Here is a 16018-nt window from a genome sequence, read left to right as displayed (position 1 = left end):
AATAAGCGATATATTTATTTAGGAATTTTCGTTATGTATTTCTATCCGAACGAGAAACTTGCCCTTTTCATTGACGGGTCGAATCTGTTCGCCACAGCCAAGGCACTCTCCTTTGATATTGACTACAAGCGGCTGCGTGAATATTTCGCCACCCGGGGCATCCTGTTGCGCGCCAATTATTACACCGCCCTGATCGAGGAAGCGGAATATTCCCCGTTGCGACCACTTGTAGACTGGCTGGACTATAACGGCTATACCCTTGTGACCAAACCCACCAAGGAATTTATCGACCACAGGGGAGAGAGAAAAATCAAGGGTAATATGGATATGGAGCTGGCCATCGACATGATGGGCCTGGCCGAACATGTGGATCATATGGTGCTGTTTTCCGGCGACGGCGATTTCCGCCGACTGGTCGAGGCCGTGCAGCGGCGCGGGGTGCGGGTATCCGTCATCAGCAGCACAAAGACCAGTCCGCCGATGATTGCGGACGAACTGCGCCGTCAGGCCGATATTTTCATCGAGCTGTCCGACATGCACGACGCCTTTGGCCGCCAGGGGAACGGACAGCATCCATGACAGTTGAGAATTTGCCCGCAGGCGAAGCCCCGCGGGACTGTATGCTGTGCCCGCGGCTGGTGGAATTCAGGCAGGAAAACCAGGAAAAATTTCCCGATTATTTCAACGGCGCGGTCCCGTCCTTCGGCGACCGTGACTGTGAACTTCTGGTGGTCGGCCTTGCGCCCGGCCTGCACGGGGCAAACCGCACCGGCCGGCCCTTTACCGGCGACTACGCCGGCGACCTGCTCTACCCGACCCTGGTGAAATTCGGATTTGCCGCGGGTAACTATGGCCAGGAAATCGATGACGGCCTGACCCTCAACCGGGCGATGATCACCAATGCGGTGCGCTGCGTGCCACCGCAAAACAAACCCACCACCACCGAGGAAAAGACCTGCCGACCATTTCTGGTCGAACAAATCGACTCCCTCAGCAACGTCAGGGTCCTGCTGGCCCTGGGGCTGGTGGCGCACAATGCGGTGCTGACCACCTTTGGGGTCAAAAAATCGGCTTATAAATTCGCTCATGGCGCCCGGCACCAGCTGAATGACAAAATCTGCCTGATCGACAGCTATCATTGCTCCCGCTACAACACCAACACCGGGCGGCTGACGACGGAAATGTTCGAGGATGTGTTCCGGCTGATTGAAGCGCAGCTGGCCTGACCGCTCAGGGCAATTCCCCTTTATTTCTTCCATGAGGCTTCGCTGAATGCCACGTTCAGGACATATTCAGACTCAATAATATAGCCTGAGTTCAGGTGTAGGGATGAACCATCGATAACAAGGAAGGATTACCATGAGTAAGATTACACGGTTCCTGAAAACATCCACAGTCATCCTGGGCGTGGCTTCATTCGGCTTTGTAACCACAACACAGGCCTGGGCCGACGGTCGCCGGGACGATCGCCGCCACCAGGAAAACAGACACGACCGTTCTCACAAATACGAGAAACACCATAAATACAACAAACATTACAAATACAAGCAGTACACTTATTACCGCCCGCATCATTATGATCATGTGAGGTACAGCTACCGTCCCCATCGGCCACGGGCGCATTTCGGTGTCCACGGTCATGGCGATGATGTGGCGCTGGGTATCCTCGCCGGCGGGCTTCTGGTCTATGGCCTGACCCAGGCCGCCCAGGCCAATAACCAGCCTGATGTGGTCTATGTGCCCGCTGCCCAGCCGTCTCCGGCCGGCGGCCAGGGATGGGCCGCCGCACCGCCACCGCAGCAGGTATCCTATAGCCACGGCACCTGCCTGCAGGAACGGGAATATCAGACCACTATTACTGTTGGCAATGAAACGGTGCCGGCCTATGGTACCGCCTGTCTGCAGCCGGACGGCAGCTGGCAGTTCGGCCCGGCCAAACAGGTCCCCCAATACGCCAGATAACAATCAATCCTGTGCCAGAAGACGAAAAGGCCTAGCTATGCTCCTTGAGCATGCGGGCCTTTTCCCTGCTCCAGTCGCGTTCTTTGGAGGCTTCGCGCTTGTCGTGGGCTTTCTTACCCTTGGCCAGTCCCAGCTTGACCTTGGCCCGGTTATGGTCATCAAAATAGATGGACAGTGGCACCAGGGTCATGCCTTTGCGCTGCACGGCGGCAAAAATCTTGTTGATTTCCCGGCGATGGAGCAGCAGCTTGCGCGGGCGACGCGGATCATGATTGAACCGGTTGCCCATGCTGTATTCCTTGATATGGGCGTTAATCAGCCAGACTTCATTGCCTTTCACTTCCGCATAGGATTCAGCAATATTGCATTCGCCCTGGCGCAGCGACTTGACCTCTGTGCCTTTAAGGACAATGCCGGCCTCGAAGTCCTCCTCGATAAAGAAGTTGTGACGGGCCTTTCGGTTTTCGGCTATTACCCGCCGTCCGTCATTTGACTTCTTTTTGGACATCTGCCTAGTCCAGCAGTCCGGCTTTAACCAGGGCAGCACGCACAACCTGGCGGGTATTTTCGCTCACCGGCACCATCGGCAGGCGCATTTCAGCGGAACAAAGGCCCAACAGCTCAGCCGCATATTTGACCGGCCCCGGATTGGCTTCCACGAACATGGCATCATGCAGTACCGTCAGCCGGTCCTGGATCTCAAGCGCCTTACCGTAGTTGCCCGCCATACAGGCTTCCTGGAACTGTGCCAGCAGGGCCGGCGCCACATTGGCGGTTACGGAAATGCAGCCGTGCCCGCCATGGGCCATCAGGCCAAGGGCAGTCTGGTCTTCACCGGACAGCTGGATAAAATCCGGTCCCATGGACTCCCGCTGCAGGGCGACCCGGGCGATATCTCCGGTGGCATCCTTGACGCCGACAACCTTGTCCAGTTCGTTGAAACAACGGGTCATGGTCGCCACATTCATGTCGATGACACAACGCGGCGGAATGTTGTAGATGATGATCGGAATGTCACTGGCGTCATTCAGCACTTTGAAATGCTGGAACAGCCCTTCCTGGGTCGGCTTGTTGTAATAGGGTGTCACCACAAGCGCGGCGTCGGCCCCGGCGTCGCTGGCGAAACGGATCAGACCCTCGGCTTCTGCGGTGCTGTTGGAACCACATCCGGCAATCACCGGCACGCGGCCGGCGGCCTCCTCGATACAAATCTCTGTCACCCGGCGATGTTCCTGGTGGCTCAGTGTCGGGGATTCACCTGTCGTCCCGCACGGCACCAGGCCGTGAGAGCCCTGCTCGATCTGCCAGTTCACAAGCTTTCGAAAGGCAGCCTCATCCACTTTTCCGTCGCGGAACGGGGTAATCAAAGCGGGAATGGATCCTCTGATCATTTTGGCAGTCATCGAACGTCCTGAAATAGCTGTTAATTTTGAGGCAAAATAGTCTTCCTGAAGGCGAAGCGCAAGCAAGATATTATAGCAGCATCAAATAGACAAAAAAATGGCGGGAAAATCCCGCCATTTACCAGATTTCTGCTCCAGGGCTTATTTCCGCGGCATGCGACGATCGTCCGGGCCAATCATACCGTCGTCATTCCGGTCCATCCGGTCAAACCTGGCGGCATGATGGGCGGTCAGTTCCTCAGCGGTCACCTTGCCGTCGCCATTGGCATCCATGCGCTCGAACTGTTTTCGCTCGTGAATTTTGCGCATTTCTTCCATGATATTTTCCTGCATGGCGGCGAATTCATTCTGGGACAGCGCACCATCCCGGTTTTTATCCGCCTTTTTCACCTGATCCTCATGGAATTTGGCAACCTCCTGTTTCGTGACATTGCCATCGCCATCGGCATCCATCAGTTCGCGGAACATGCCTCTGCCGCCATGGTCCATACCCGGACCCATGCCTTTGGTCCAGCCTCCACCCGGCTTACCCGGTCCGCGGGGCATATCCTGGGCAACCACTGTACCGGCGACAGCCATAGCCAAAACACCGGAAACGATAGCTACTGAAAGTTTCTTCATCTCTTTTCTCCTTCACCACTCCCAAATGTCCACATGACAACAATAATACGGCAATAAAATGGAAAACCCTTCACGCGGATGCGACGGAACGCGATCTATTTGCGATAAAAAACGCCAGAAGGCACAGAGCGGCCATAACCCAATAGGATTTTCCCTGCCAGCCATCATACAGGATACCGGCCAGAAATGTCGTCATCCCCATGCCAATTCCCATGGGAACAGCGGAATAGAGCCCCTGGGCCGTGGATGACGCAAAGGAAGGCACCCGGTTGGCGATATAATATATGGCGGCGAGGTGTGCCGCACCATAGGTCAGGCCGTGGATGGTCTGGACCAGAAACAGAACCGGCAGCGAAAATGTCATACCCAGGGTCGTCCAGCGCACGACGCCCATGAGGGCGATAAACATCAGGGCCTTCATCGGGCCGATTTTGGCAATTTTCTCACTGGCAAAGATGAAGATCAGAATTTCCGCCACCACGCCGATGCCCCAGAGCATGCCGATGATATCTTCGTCCAGGCCGTTGTTCTTCCAGTGCACACTGCCCAGGGTATAGTATACCCCGTGGCTCATCTGGATCAGGGCCACTACAATCAGAAACCCGATAAACCGACGATCGCCCAGAAGACGCCGCAGAGGCTTTCTTCCCTGCGCCGCCATATCCTCCTCTTCACTTTCCTCCACCGGGTCGGGAGGCAGCCCCAGGGACACCAGCAATATAACCGCGAGGCAGGCAAGGGCGACCGGCACCACCCAACCCGCATCTGTGTTCTTGATCAGGAGGCCAATCAGAAAGGCCGTGATAATAAAAGTAACCGAGCCCACCGAACGGACCCGGCCGTAATGCATGCCGCAATACCGGGCCTGCTTTACCGACATGGCATCCAGCAGCGGCATCAGCGGCTGAAAAAACAAATTAAGGAACAGCGTCACCAGCAAAATCCCCCAGAAGCTGTCCACAAACAGGTAGGGAATGAACAACAGGAACGTCAAAGCCAGATTGGCGAGGAAAATAGGTTTCACCCGGCCGATATGGTCGGCCAGCTGGGTCGAGATCAGGGGAATGACCGGTTTGAGGACATAGGGCACCGTCATCACCAGACCTATTTCCACCGGAGTAAGGCCTGTATACTGCAGCCAGACGGCCCAGAACGGCAGAAATACTCCCACATACAGAAACAGGGCGCCAAAGGTGCCGCCCAGCCGGATGGAGGCAGAACGCCGCGCGGTCTCGTCAATCATCAATACACCCCTCTCCGCACATGCGGTTCATTGCTGCGCCGTCATCCCATACAGGATATCTTCCAACTCGTCACGGTCGGAGTCCAGTACGCGGCGAGACAGGTCAAAAGAAAAACCTGCCCGCGCCAGGGAGGCCATTTCCTTTTGCCGCCTGGCGTCGTCTGCCGCCCTGGTGGAAAAGGAACCGAACCGGCGCCGGCGCACATAACTGGCGGCGGCAAAAAGTTCGGAATCCCCCATTTCGTCAACCAGCTCCGCAAGAACCCGGTCAATCAGGTCGCGGGAGATCCCCTTGGCCAGCAATTTCTGGATAATCTTTGCCCGGGAGTTGCCGGTGCGCAGGAAACTGCGTGCCCGGGACAGGGCGTAAAGTTCGTCATCTATCAGAGCGTGCTTGCGGCAGTGCTGGACAACATCCTCGATCCAGCCTTCATGCTCGGCGGTCAGGTCCGCCGCCTGGTCGGCCGCCATCAACCGCCGCTTGATTTTTTGCCGCAAGACGCGGCGCAGGTTATCTTCCGAGCTTGCGTATCTTTCCAGGTACCTGTAGGTTGCATTGCGCAGATAATCAGGGGTGATTTTCCCTGCTTTTCTGTTTTTTGTGGTCATTGTCCGAAGAACCCGTTTATGCAGCATCACAGAACCCCGAAGCATTACATTTACCTGCTTTTTCTCGCCCTGGCCTGGGGGTCTGCTTTTATGTTCAATAAAATCGCCGTCCAGTCTATTCCGCCGATCACCATTGCTGCAAGCCGAATTTCCCTGGGCGCGTTTGTCGTCTGGCTGATCCTGCGCCATCAGAAACTCAGCCTGCCGAAAGACATCAGAAGCTGGTGGAATATCGGACGGGTCGGCATTTTGGGCACCGCCCTGCCCTTCATGCTGGTGAGCTGGGGGGTCAAATACCAGAATGCGGGCACCGCCGCCATATGCATGTCGCTGGTTCCCCTGCATACTTTCATTCTGGCGCATTTCCTGACCCATGACGAAAAAATGTCATGGATAAAGCTGGTCGGCATTATCTTCGGGGTTTCGGGGATCGTGATCCTGTTTATCGATTCAACCAACTTTGAAACGGAAGGAATTCTTCAAATTCTGGGCTTCCTTGCTTTCCTGGTAACAGGACTTTGCTACTCCCTGAGCGGCGTCATGATCCGGCACTTCAAAAACAAGAACCCCCTGGTCGGTGCCACCGTCATGCTGATCTGTTCCTCATGTGTTATCTGGCCGATTGCCCTGATTGTTGACAAACCCTGGACCGGATCACCCGATACAGGCGGGCTTTGGTCGGTTGCCTTCCTGGGGATCGTTTCCACGGGCCTGGCGACCATCGTGCTTGTTCACCTGACCCATCTTGTTGGTGCCACATTTGTCGCCTACAACAATTACATTGTTCCGCTGACAGGGGTATTTACCGGATATATCTGGCTGAATGAGCCGCTCAAAGAGACAACATTTGCGTCGGTTTTTCTGGTGTTGACAGGTATATATCTTACAGAAAGATGGAAACAGAAGGCTGAAAAAAAGTTAATTGACATATAATTCAACATCTTAGTAAACTTTTTTCCCGCAGATATTTTATCTTTTGCCGGGAAAGGAAGTGGCAAAAATAAAATAAATTTCTTGCGATACAGCACGAGTAAATGTATCGAGAGGGAAATTTAAATTAACGATAGCGCGAAAAGCATCGTGTTATCGTTTGAGGAAAAGCTAACCAAGGCTTAGGTAAGTGATAAAAAACGTATATGCGTGAACCTATTCCTACACTAGATCCGACGCTGCCAAGGCGTGTTGCGGATTTTGACACCCTCCCGGACGCCCTGGATTATGCGGCCAAGGGAATCAGGGGTCTGAACTTCTATTCTCCCAGAGGCGAACTGGAAAGCAGCATAACATTTGCGCAGATCCGGGAACGCGCCATGGAGATGGGTCGTCGTCTTATTCATTTCGGCATGCAGAAAGGTGACCGGGTTGCCTTGATCGCCGAAACCAGCGAAGACTTTGTCTGTTATTTCATGGGATGCCAGTATGCAGGCATGCTGCCGGTTCCCCTGCCCCTGCCGACCTCATTCGGCGGCCGGGACGGCTACACCAGCCAGCTGCACCAGCAGATGAAAAGCTGCGGCGCACAAATGGCTTTCTCCGCCTCCTACATGCTGCCGCTTCTGGATGAGGCGACGGAAGGCCTGAAAATGCGTTTTGTCGGCACCGCCGATACTTTTGAAGCACAGGCCGAACTGAAAAACCTGGACGGTGTGGAACTTCCCGAGTTGCAGCCCGAGGATCTCGCTTATCTGCAGTATTCTTCCGGCAGCACCCGCTTCCCCCACGGTGTCGCCGTGACCCATCGCTCGCTGATGGCCAACTGTCACGGCATCAGTGCCGAAGGCGTGGATGTGAATGACAATGACCGGGTGGTTTCCTGGCTGCCCTTCTATCACGACATGGGCCTGGTGGGGACACTTCTGTCCCCGATTTCCTGCCAGATGACCACTGATTATCTGGCAACCGAGGCTTTCGCCCGCCGGCCGATGCAATGGCTCAAGCTGATTTCCCGCAACAAGGGCACCATTACCTACAGCCCGACCTTCGGCTATGAAATCTGCACCCGCCGTGCCAACGGCAAGGATACCGAAGGCCTGGACCTGTCAAGCTGGCGGGTCGCCGGGATCGGCGGCGACATGATCCGCGCCGATGTGCTGCGGAACTTCCATGACACCTTCGAAACCCACGGTTTCCGTGATACCAGTTTCCTGCCGAGCTACGGCCTCGCCGAATGTACATTGGCGGTCAGCTTCATGACGCTGGACACCGGCGTCCAGATCGACATGGTCAACGAAAAGGTCCTGACCGGCGAAATCAAGACCCTGGAACGCCTGGACAAGAGCAAGGTCAACGGCCATGCCGCCAGCTACCGCGAGGTAGTCAATTGCGGCCGCCCGCTGGCTCAATATGAGCTCGAAGTCCGTGACGAAGATGACAATGACCTCGGCGAGCGGGAAATCGGCCGCATCTGTGTGCGCGGCCCCAGTGTCATGGTCGGCTATTTTGACGACGAGGAAGCCACCCGCGCCTGCCTCAGCGAAGACGGCTGGCTGGATACCGGCGACATGGGATACGTGGCCGACGGCTCCATCTACATCATCGGCCGAATCAAGGACCTGATCATCATTAATGGCAAAAACCACTGGCCCCAGGATATTGAATGGGCGGTGGAACAGATTGCCGACCTCCGTTCCGGCGACAGTGCCGCCATTTCCATTCCCGGTGACAATAACGAGGAAATTCCCGCCATTCTCGTCCAGTGCCGTACCCGGGACGAATCTGACCGCATGGAACTGGAAGACCGGATCAAGAGCAAGGTCAAGGAAATGGTCGGTGCCAGCGCCCGCGTTGTCCTGTTGCCGCCGCGCTCCCTGCCGCGCACCTCATCCGGCAAACTGAGCCGCAGCAAGGCCCGCCAGCAATATCTTGCCGGCAAGCTGGCATCCTGATTCTGTTACAATTTATTCGGATTATTCAGCCCTCTGTTGACCCGTTTCAACAGAGGGTTATATTTTGTGCAGTACAACATGAAATGACGTTCGGGGTCTGATGAACAAAATTGCCGCAGTTACCGGGGCAACCGGCTTCGTGGGAAAACACATGGTTCGCCTGCTGACACGGCAGGGATACCATGTCCGGGCCCTGACCCGACGCCCGCAACCGGATTCCGATCATGTGGAATGGGTTGAGGGCACCTTCCAGGACGAGCTCGCCCTGACCCGGCTGATCACCGGCGCCGACGTGGTCTATCACATTGCCGGCGCCATCAAGGCCCGCAATTTCGCCGAATTCGCCACCATAAATCGTGACAGCGTGATGGCGCTCCTCAATGCACTGCCGAACGACGAACCACGGCCTCATTTCATTCTTTTATCGTCCCTCGCCGCCCGGGAACGCAGCTTGTCCCACTACGCCGAAAGCAAACGTCAGGGCGAGGAAGTGTTGTTTGATCATGCGCCCGCGGACCTTGACTGGACCATCATCCGCGCACCCGCGGTCTATGGCCCCGGCGACTATGAGATCCTGAAGCTGTTCAAGTCCCTGAAGTGGGGCTTCTCCCTGGTCCCGGGCAGCAAAAGCAACCGCACCTCCCTGATTTTCGTCGAGGACCTGGTCGGCGCGATGGCCGAATGCGCCAACTGCGAACAGGTTTATTCAAAAATCCTCGATGTGGATGACAACCGGGAAGACGGCTACAGCCTGCAGGAGATTTTCTCCACCGCTTCGGAAATCATGAACAGGCGGGCGGTAAAGCTGACCGCCGGGCGAAAATCCCTGAAACTTTTTGCCCACACCAACAAGTTCATGTCCCGGATTTTCGGTTATGTTCCAATGGTTTCGCCGGAAAAGGTCAATGAACTCTGCCACCCGGACTGGCGCTGCCGGGACGAACATATCAAGAATTTCATAGCTTGGGAGCCAAAAATCGGGCTAAATAAGGGACTGGAGATATGTTTCCGCTGGTACAGGGAAGAAAATTTGTTGTAGCCAGCCTGATTTTAGATGGATTTACCATTATTTTTTATGTAACTTAGCCAGCCTTATCTAAGGCGAGAGACATGACAGAAACAGAAACTACGCTAGAGCAAATCTGCACCTTGATCGAGCCCTTCAACAAGAAGGGGATTTCCCTGACCGCCGACACCACTTTCAGCACCGACCTGGAGCTGGATTCGCTGGCCGTGATGGACCTGCTGGCCGAGATTGAGGACCATTTCGATATTACTGTGCCCCTGAATATCCTGCCGGACCTGGAAAAAGTAGGCCAGGTTGCCGATGCAGTTGACAAAATATTAAGTGAACAATGACTGTTGATCTTTTTGAAAAATTTGATGCAACCCTGAACAACTTCCGGCAACTGCCTGAAGGTGAATCCAATCCCTTCACCGTCAGCATGGAGAAAATACTCTCTCCGACCGAGGCCATCATCAACGGCCGCAAAACCATCCTTGCCGGAACCAACAACTATATGGGCATGACCTTTAACGAGGAAGCCGTTGCCGCCGCCCAGGACGCCCTGCTCACCCAGGGCACCGGCACCACCGGCTCCCGCGTGCTCAACGGGACCTATAACAGCCACAAGGCGCTGGAAGAGGAACTGAAGAAATTCTACGGCACAGAGCATGCCATGGTCTTTTCCACCGGCTACCAGGCCAATCTGGGTATCATTGCCACCCTGGCCGGCCCCAAGGACTATATCCTGATCGATGCCGACAGCCATGCCAGCATCTATGACGGCTGCGCCATGGGCAATGCCACGGTGATCCGCTTTGCCCATAATGATCCGGAAAATCTGGACAAACGCCTGACCCGCCTGCGCAAAAGCGACCCCGAAGCCGGGGTCCTTGTGGTGGTCGAAGGGGTCTACAGCATGCTGGGTGACCAGGCCCCGCTCAAGGAACTGGCGGCGGTGTCCAAAAAACACAATGCCTATATCCTGGTGGACGAAGCCCATTCCATCGGCGTATTCGGCGCCACCGGCCGCGGCGTCGCCCAGGCTCAGGGCGTGGAAGACCAGATCGACTTTATTGTCGGCACTTTCTCGAAAAGCGTCGGCACCATCGGCGGCTATTGCGTCTCCAACCACCCGAAATTCGAAGTGCTGCGGCTGGTCTGCCGCCCCTATATGTTTACTGCGTCTCTGCCGCCGTCAGTGGTGGCGTCGGCGACCAAGGCCTTGCAGATTATTGCCAATACCAACCTTCGGGAAAAGCTGCTGGCCAACAGCATGCGCCTGAACAAGGGCCTGGCTAAAATCGGCTTTAACATGGGTACCACCGGGGAAAGCCCCATTGCCGCCATCATCGTGCCGGACATGCACCAGGCCATCGCCTTCTGGGGCGAAATGATCAAGGAAGGGGTCTATGTGAACCTGGCGCTGCCGCCGGCAACCCCGAACAACTACAACCTGATGCGCTGCAGCCTTTCCGCCGCCCATACCAACGAGCAGATTGACTATATGCTGGAGAAATTCGAGCTGGTCGGTCGCAAGCTTGGAATCCTGAGCGACAAGGCCCTGGAAACCGTGTGAGAACGGTCTCCGGCTTTACAGCGAAATAAAAGACAGGCGATCTGTTGAGCTAATCAGCAGTTCGCCGTTTTTTTCCACCTCGAAGTAGCTGCCGTCAAGCACAAAAGGCTTGTGCTGGACGATACGGGCATGGGCAATCTGTTTGATCACCTGTCCGGGCATGATCCTGTCGTCAAATTGTCCCTTGAGCAGCTGCTTGCCCATGGAAAGCAGCGCCTCGGACGTATTCTCGACGCTCATGAACTGCAGCTTGTCCGCCTTTTGCGGCGCCGGTAGCTGCGCGCCCAGAAGCACCGCGCGCAGGGTGGTGATACAGACCATGAAATAACGCCCCACCACGGCACCGCGCTGGTTCAGGTTGACGCGGACAGCACTGTCCATGCCCTTGTCCTTCCTTGCTTTCATGGAAGCCCGGCGGATAAATCCCATGGTCGACAGGCGCCGTTTGGCCCGGCTCAACAGGCCGCTGCCGGCAATCGCTCCACTGAAGATATTTTTCTCCCGGGTCACCTCGCCGCAACAGAGATACAGGCCGTAGACGGTGCCGACCCCGTAAACCCCCTCTACCTTGAGCAGGGGCACTGACAGAATATTGGTCAAAAGCTGTCCGGATTTGCGCACCTTCAGCAGGCGGGCAAGCTCGCGATGAGGACTTGCGGACTGGGCGCCCAGATTCTCGGCGATGATATTATTGTCGCCGGCAGGCAGGATGGCCAGCGGCGGCACCTTGCCGGCGAAAGGATCTTTCTCGAGCAGGAACTCAAACGTGGCTGCCGCCAGCGCCTGGCCGCCGATAATGACGATCGCTTCGGCATTGGTTTTGTGAAAGGTTTCCAGGGCTTCGCCGATATGGCGGTGTTTCTCAACTTCGTAATGAATGATGCCGGAACCAGCGGAAATCACCTGGCGTAAACGGTCCATCTCATCACTTCCCCTGAAGGATGACGGACTGGATAAAATGGCAATAACACTCAATGGACTGTCCCGCTGGTTTTTGAAGCCTGCATAATATTCCGGCGAATATGGTCTTTTCTTGGCGTGCGCCCTGAAAAAAACACAAAAAAGGCCAAAGCTTCTAAATTCTTAAATGGAAAAATTCATTTCCTTGTATATATTCCTAGCTATAAGCAGCTATAGGCAGGATAGACTGTAAAATCCATACCAAAAATCAGGTTCATGCTGAAAAAAATTGATTATTACATTCTGCGCGAGACGATCGTACCTCTGGTCATGACCCTGGGTATCGCCGCCCTGCTCCTGTTGCTGGAAAAAATGCTGAGCCTGTTTGATTTTGTCATCAACGAAGGCGGGCCGATTGACATTGTCTGGCAGATGCTCGGCAACCTGATGCCGCAGTATCTGACCCTGGTTATTCCGCTCGCCATGTTCCTCGGCGTTCTGCTGGCGATCCGCAAGCTGGCGCTCAACAGTGAACTGGATGCCCTGCTGGCCAGCGGCGTCAGCCTCAACCGACTGATCATCCCCTGTATCGGCATCGCCGCCTTTCTGCTGATCGTCAATGTGATTGTGGTTGGTTTCATCCAGCCCTACAGCCGCTATGCCTATAATGGCCTTTATTTCGATGTCCGTAGCGGGGCGCTGGGCGCCAGCATCAAGGCCGGTGAATTCACCGACCTCGGCGACGGCCTGACCCTCAGGATCGAGGAAAGCCGCGATTCCGGCCGGGAACTGCTGGACATCTTCGCGCAGAAAGAAAATGAAGACGGTCGCGTCCTTGCCATTACGGCGAAAAAAGGCGGTTTCTTCATTACGCCTGATGAAAGATACCTGATCCTGAAACTGTTTGACGGCACCATCATCGAACTGGATTCCAGCCAGGCCAAACCCCGGGTGCTCAATTTCGACGAACATGACCTGCCGCTCAACGTGCCCATGTTCGAGCAATTCCGCGCCCGCGGCGAAGACGCCCGGGAAATGACGTTCCTGGAGTTGTGGCAGGAACGCAGCAGCGGCAATGACTCCTATGTGGCAGCGTTGCACGCCCGCACGGCCCGGGCCCTGTCCATCCTGATCGTGCCTTTCCTGGCCTTCCCGCTCGGCCTTGTCGCCAAACGGTCAGGACGTGCACTCGGGATTACAGTGGGGATCGTGATCCTGCTGGTCTATCACAAGGTCCTGGAATTCGGACAGGCCTTCTCTGCCGAAGGCGCCATCTCGCCCTGGCTGTCGATCTGGTTGCCGACCTTTCTGTTTATTCTGCTGACGGCCCGGCTCTATTATATCGGGGCCTACAAGGTGGGCGGTCTACCGCTCAGACGGCTCGAGATCATCTATGAAGTCGTGGTGGAAGCCATTACAAGCCTTATCAGCAGACTGAGAACGGTGGACTGAGATGCAGCGGGTACTGAGATATTCCAGCATTATCGGCAGGCTGTTTAATCCGGGCAGCCTCGACCTCTATCTGGCCAAGGTCTTCCTTCTTCGCTACCTGGTGATCCTGGTCGGCCTGATCGCCACGCTGCAGGCGCTGGACCTGCTGGCCAAATCCGATGAAATCCTGGCCGGCGAAGGCGCCACCATGGCGGATCTCTGGACCTATGTGACCCTGCGCACACCGCAGCTCGCCTCGCTCTTTTCCCCTTTCGTCGCCCTGCTGGCCGCTATCCTCTCCTTTGCCGGCCTCAATGTGCACAGCGAAATCATCATCATGAAAGCCGCCGGCTGGAACGCCTTCCGCATTGTTCTGCCGCTGATCATGATGTCGATCCTGATTGCCGCCCTGCATTTCGTGTTCAACGAAACCGTTTCGGTCAAGGCGAGGGCGGAACTCCGCAACTGGGAGGAACATGATTTTGCCGCCGACCTGCCGCCTGCGCCGGATGTGGTCTATGACAGCTGGGTGGCCGACGGCAACAACCTGATCAAGGCGGAAAGCGCCAGCCGCAACGGCAGCATTCTGCTGCTGGACAATGTGACCCAATATATCCGCAACAAGGAGCAGCAGGTCACCGCCCTGATCAAGGCCGACTTCGCCGTCTACCGGGATGGTGCCTGGACCCTGTTCGAGGTCAAGAAATTCGATCTCAAGACCCTGGAAGTCACTCCGATGGAAAACCTGGACTGGAAGACCAACGTGCCGCCGGAACGCTATATCGCGCTGGCACTGAAACCGGACCAGGTCAACCTGCAACAGTTACGCCAGGCGATCAAGCAGCTGCAAATGGAAGGGCATGCGACCAACGATTATGAAACCGCGCTGCACCAGAAATTCGTCTCGCCGCTCAGCACCCTGCTGATGCCGCTGCTGGCCGGCCTGGCCGCCTTTGGCCTGCACCGCGGCGGCAATCTGTTCGGGCGCATCCTGCTGACCCTTGGCATGGGATTTGGCTATTTTGTGATCAATAACCTGTTTGTCGCTCTGGGCCAGTATGGCGCCGTACCGCCATTCATCGCCGCCTGGCTGCCACTCCTGCTGTTCAGTTTGACAGGTATAAGCTTTATTCTCCTGACTGAAGAATGACCCGCGCTACAGAGGCAAAAATATGAGTACCGAAGTCCCCCCGACCAACCTGGACATCATTGAAGTCACCGACGGCAAGCTGCTGAATGACTTTATCCGGGCGCCCTATTCCATTTTCAAGGACGATCCGGCCTATATCGCGCCGCTTGAAATGGAACGGAAGGATATTCTGTCCCGCGACAAGAATCCCTATTTCGAACATGCCGAAGCCTGTTACTGGATTGCCCGACGGAATGGCGAAACTGTCGGTCGTATTTCAGCGCAAATGGATCAGCTGGTGCAGAAATATCACGGCGAAAAAACCGGCCATTTCGGCTTTTTCGACTGTATCGAGGACCAGGGCGTCGCGGACGCGTTGTTGAATACGGCGGAAAGCTGGCTGCGCGACAAGGGGGCGGAAAAAGTAATCGGTCCCTTCAGCCTGTCCATCAATGAAGAAACCGGCATGCTGGTGAACGGTTTCGATACCCCGCCAAGCCTGATGATGGGCCACAGCCGCCCCTATTATGAGAACCTGGTCCGCAATCATGGCTTCGAGAAGGTCAAGGACGTCTGGGCTTACTGGCTGGACATCAGCCAGGAGATCCTGCCACCGGCCGTGGACAAACTGGTGAAACGGACCTTCAACAACGACAAGATTACGATCCGGCCGATCGACATGAAGAATTACGACCGGGACCTGGCGGCGATCCTGGATATTTTCAATGACGCCTGGTCGGACAACTGGGGCTTTATCCCCTTCACCGAGAATGAGCTCAAGCAGGCCGCCAAGGATATGAAACAGATTATCCGGCCCGACTTTACCTATATCGCGGAAATGGACGGCGAACCCCAGGCCATGATGGTGACCCTGCCCAACCTGAACGAGATTATTCGTGACCTCGACGGGAAACTGTTGCCGTTCGGCTTTATCAAGCTGCTGTGGCGCCTGAAAATCCACCCCAATTACAAAACCGTGCGTGTGCCGCTGATGGGGGTGCGCAAGAAACACCAGAACGGCATGCTGGGCGGCGCCATGGCCTTTTCCCTGATTGAAACCTGCCGTATTCATGCTGCGGCGGCCGGCTGCACCCATGCGGAGCTGGGCTGGGTGCTGGAAGAAAACACCCGGCTGCAGAAAATGCTGGAAACCATCGGCTGCGCCCATTACAAGACTTATCGGCTGTTTGTCAGGGAACTGTGAAAACAGACACATATTTGCCATTTTCGGCAGCTAGTAAATTCACTGAATT

Annotated in this window: 17 protein-coding genes; 11 read left to right on the top strand and 6 right to left on the bottom strand. The window is 55.7% G+C overall.

What is annotated here, in order from left to right; genetic code table 11:
* The first annotated feature begins 33 nt into the window (after positions 1 to 33).
* The 3 genes from FIV46_RS00600 (at position 34) to FIV46_RS00590 (ending at position 1962) form a co-directional block, all read left to right on the top strand.
* Positions 34 to 579, top strand: a complete 546-nt coding sequence (locus tag FIV46_RS00600; RefSeq protein ID WP_139937865.1) for a LabA-like NYN domain-containing protein — start codon at positions 34 to 36, stop codon at positions 577 to 579.
* Entirely contained in the window at positions 576 to 1226 is a 651-nt protein-coding gene (locus tag FIV46_RS00595) for a uracil-DNA glycosylase (RefSeq protein WP_139937864.1), read from the top strand. Before FIV46_RS00600 ends, FIV46_RS00595 begins: the two co-directional genes overlap by 4 nt.
* A 133-nt stretch (positions 1227 to 1359) precedes the next feature.
* A complete protein-coding gene (locus FIV46_RS00590; protein WP_139937863.1) occupies positions 1360 to 1962 on the top strand; it encodes a hypothetical protein in 603 nt (200 codons plus the stop codon).
* Positions 1963 to 1993: 31 nt separating this feature from the next.
* On the opposite strand, the gene smpB is transcribed toward FIV46_RS00590, so the two are convergent.
* The 5 genes from smpB to FIV46_RS00565 all read right to left on the bottom strand — a co-directional run bounded on the left by smpB (position 1994) and on the right by FIV46_RS00565 (position 5838).
* Positions 1994 to 2470, bottom strand: coding sequence for an SsrA-binding protein SmpB (gene smpB / locus FIV46_RS00585; RefSeq protein WP_139937862.1), 477 nt, complete (start codon positions 2468 to 2470; stop codon positions 1994 to 1996).
* 4 nt (positions 2471 to 2474) lie between these two features.
* The gene (gene dapA, locus FIV46_RS00580; RefSeq protein WP_139937861.1) at positions 2475 to 3365 is read right to left on the bottom strand and encodes a 4-hydroxy-tetrahydrodipicolinate synthase; all 891 of its coding nucleotides are present in this window, start codon (positions 3363 to 3365) and stop codon (positions 2475 to 2477) included.
* 141 nt (positions 3366 to 3506) lie between these two features.
* Positions 3507 to 3986: an EF-hand domain-containing protein gene (locus FIV46_RS00575; RefSeq protein WP_139937860.1), complete on the bottom strand. Its 480-nt coding sequence runs from the start codon at positions 3984 to 3986 to the stop codon at positions 3507 to 3509.
* A 70-nt stretch (positions 3987 to 4056) separates the two neighbouring features.
* Entirely contained in the window at positions 4057 to 5229 is a 1173-nt protein-coding gene (locus FIV46_RS00570; protein WP_139937859.1) for a 3-phenylpropionate MFS transporter, read from the bottom strand.
* A 27-nt stretch (positions 5230 to 5256) separates the two neighbouring features.
* Positions 5257 to 5838: a regulatory protein RecX gene (locus FIV46_RS00565; protein ID WP_181162992.1), complete on the bottom strand. Its 582-nt coding sequence runs from the start codon at positions 5836 to 5838 to the stop codon at positions 5257 to 5259.
* Positions 5839 to 5856: 18 nt separating this feature from the next.
* Between FIV46_RS00565 and FIV46_RS00560 the strand changes: the two genes are divergently transcribed.
* From FIV46_RS00560 to spt, 5 genes are all read left to right on the top strand, one after another.
* The gene (locus FIV46_RS00560; RefSeq protein ID WP_181162991.1) at positions 5857 to 6771 is read left to right on the top strand and encodes a DMT family transporter; all 915 of its coding nucleotides are present in this window, start codon (positions 5857 to 5859) and stop codon (positions 6769 to 6771) included.
* A gap of 203 nt (positions 6772 to 6974) precedes the next feature.
* Positions 6975 to 8723, top strand: coding sequence for a fatty acyl-AMP ligase (locus FIV46_RS00555; protein WP_139937856.1), 1749 nt, complete (start codon positions 6975 to 6977; stop codon positions 8721 to 8723).
* Between the two features lie 100 nt (positions 8724 to 8823).
* Positions 8824 to 9762, top strand: a complete 939-nt coding sequence (locus tag FIV46_RS00550; protein ID WP_139937855.1) for an NAD-dependent epimerase/dehydratase family protein — start codon at positions 8824 to 8826, stop codon at positions 9760 to 9762.
* 71 nt (positions 9763 to 9833) lie between these two features.
* Positions 9834 to 10082, top strand: a complete 249-nt coding sequence (locus FIV46_RS00545) for an acyl carrier protein (RefSeq protein WP_139937854.1) — start codon at positions 9834 to 9836, stop codon at positions 10080 to 10082.
* Positions 10079 to 11305, top strand: a complete 1227-nt coding sequence (gene spt, locus FIV46_RS00540) for a serine palmitoyltransferase (RefSeq protein WP_139937853.1) — start codon at positions 10079 to 10081, stop codon at positions 11303 to 11305. The genes FIV46_RS00545 and spt overlap by 4 nt, the downstream gene beginning before the upstream one ends.
* Before the next feature lie 15 nt (positions 11306 to 11320).
* Here the strand turns inward: spt and FIV46_RS00535 are convergent, their stop codons facing one another.
* Positions 11321 to 12226 (bottom strand): diacylglycerol kinase family protein, encoded by a 906-nt coding sequence (locus tag FIV46_RS00535; RefSeq protein ID WP_139937852.1) that lies wholly within the window; start codon positions 12224 to 12226, stop codon positions 11321 to 11323.
* 255 nt (positions 12227 to 12481) lie between these two features.
* Here FIV46_RS00535 and lptF point away from each other — a divergent pair, with 255 nt between their 5' ends.
* From lptF to FIV46_RS00520, 3 genes are read left to right on the top strand one after another with little or no spacing between them, the layout of a single operon-like run.
* Positions 12482 to 13657: an LPS export ABC transporter permease LptF gene (gene lptF / locus FIV46_RS00530; protein ID WP_139937851.1), complete on the top strand. Its 1176-nt coding sequence runs from the start codon at positions 12482 to 12484 to the stop codon at positions 13655 to 13657.
* 1 nt (position 13658) lies between these two features.
* Positions 13659 to 14786, top strand: a complete 1128-nt coding sequence (lptG, locus tag FIV46_RS00525) for an LPS export ABC transporter permease LptG (RefSeq protein WP_139937850.1) — start codon at positions 13659 to 13661, stop codon at positions 14784 to 14786.
* Between the two features lie 22 nt (positions 14787 to 14808).
* Complete coding sequence (locus FIV46_RS00520) at positions 14809 to 15969, top strand: GNAT family N-acetyltransferase (protein WP_139937849.1); 1161 nt, start codon at positions 14809 to 14811, stop codon at positions 15967 to 15969.
* Positions 15970 to 16018: the final 49 nt, after the last annotated feature.

Origin of the sequence: Emcibacter nanhaiensis (assembly GCF_006385175.1) — a bacterium.
Taxonomy (GTDB): domain Bacteria; phylum Pseudomonadota; class Alphaproteobacteria; order Sphingomonadales; family Emcibacteraceae; genus Emcibacter; species Emcibacter nanhaiensis.
This window is presented reverse-complemented; position numbering and strand designations above follow the sequence as displayed.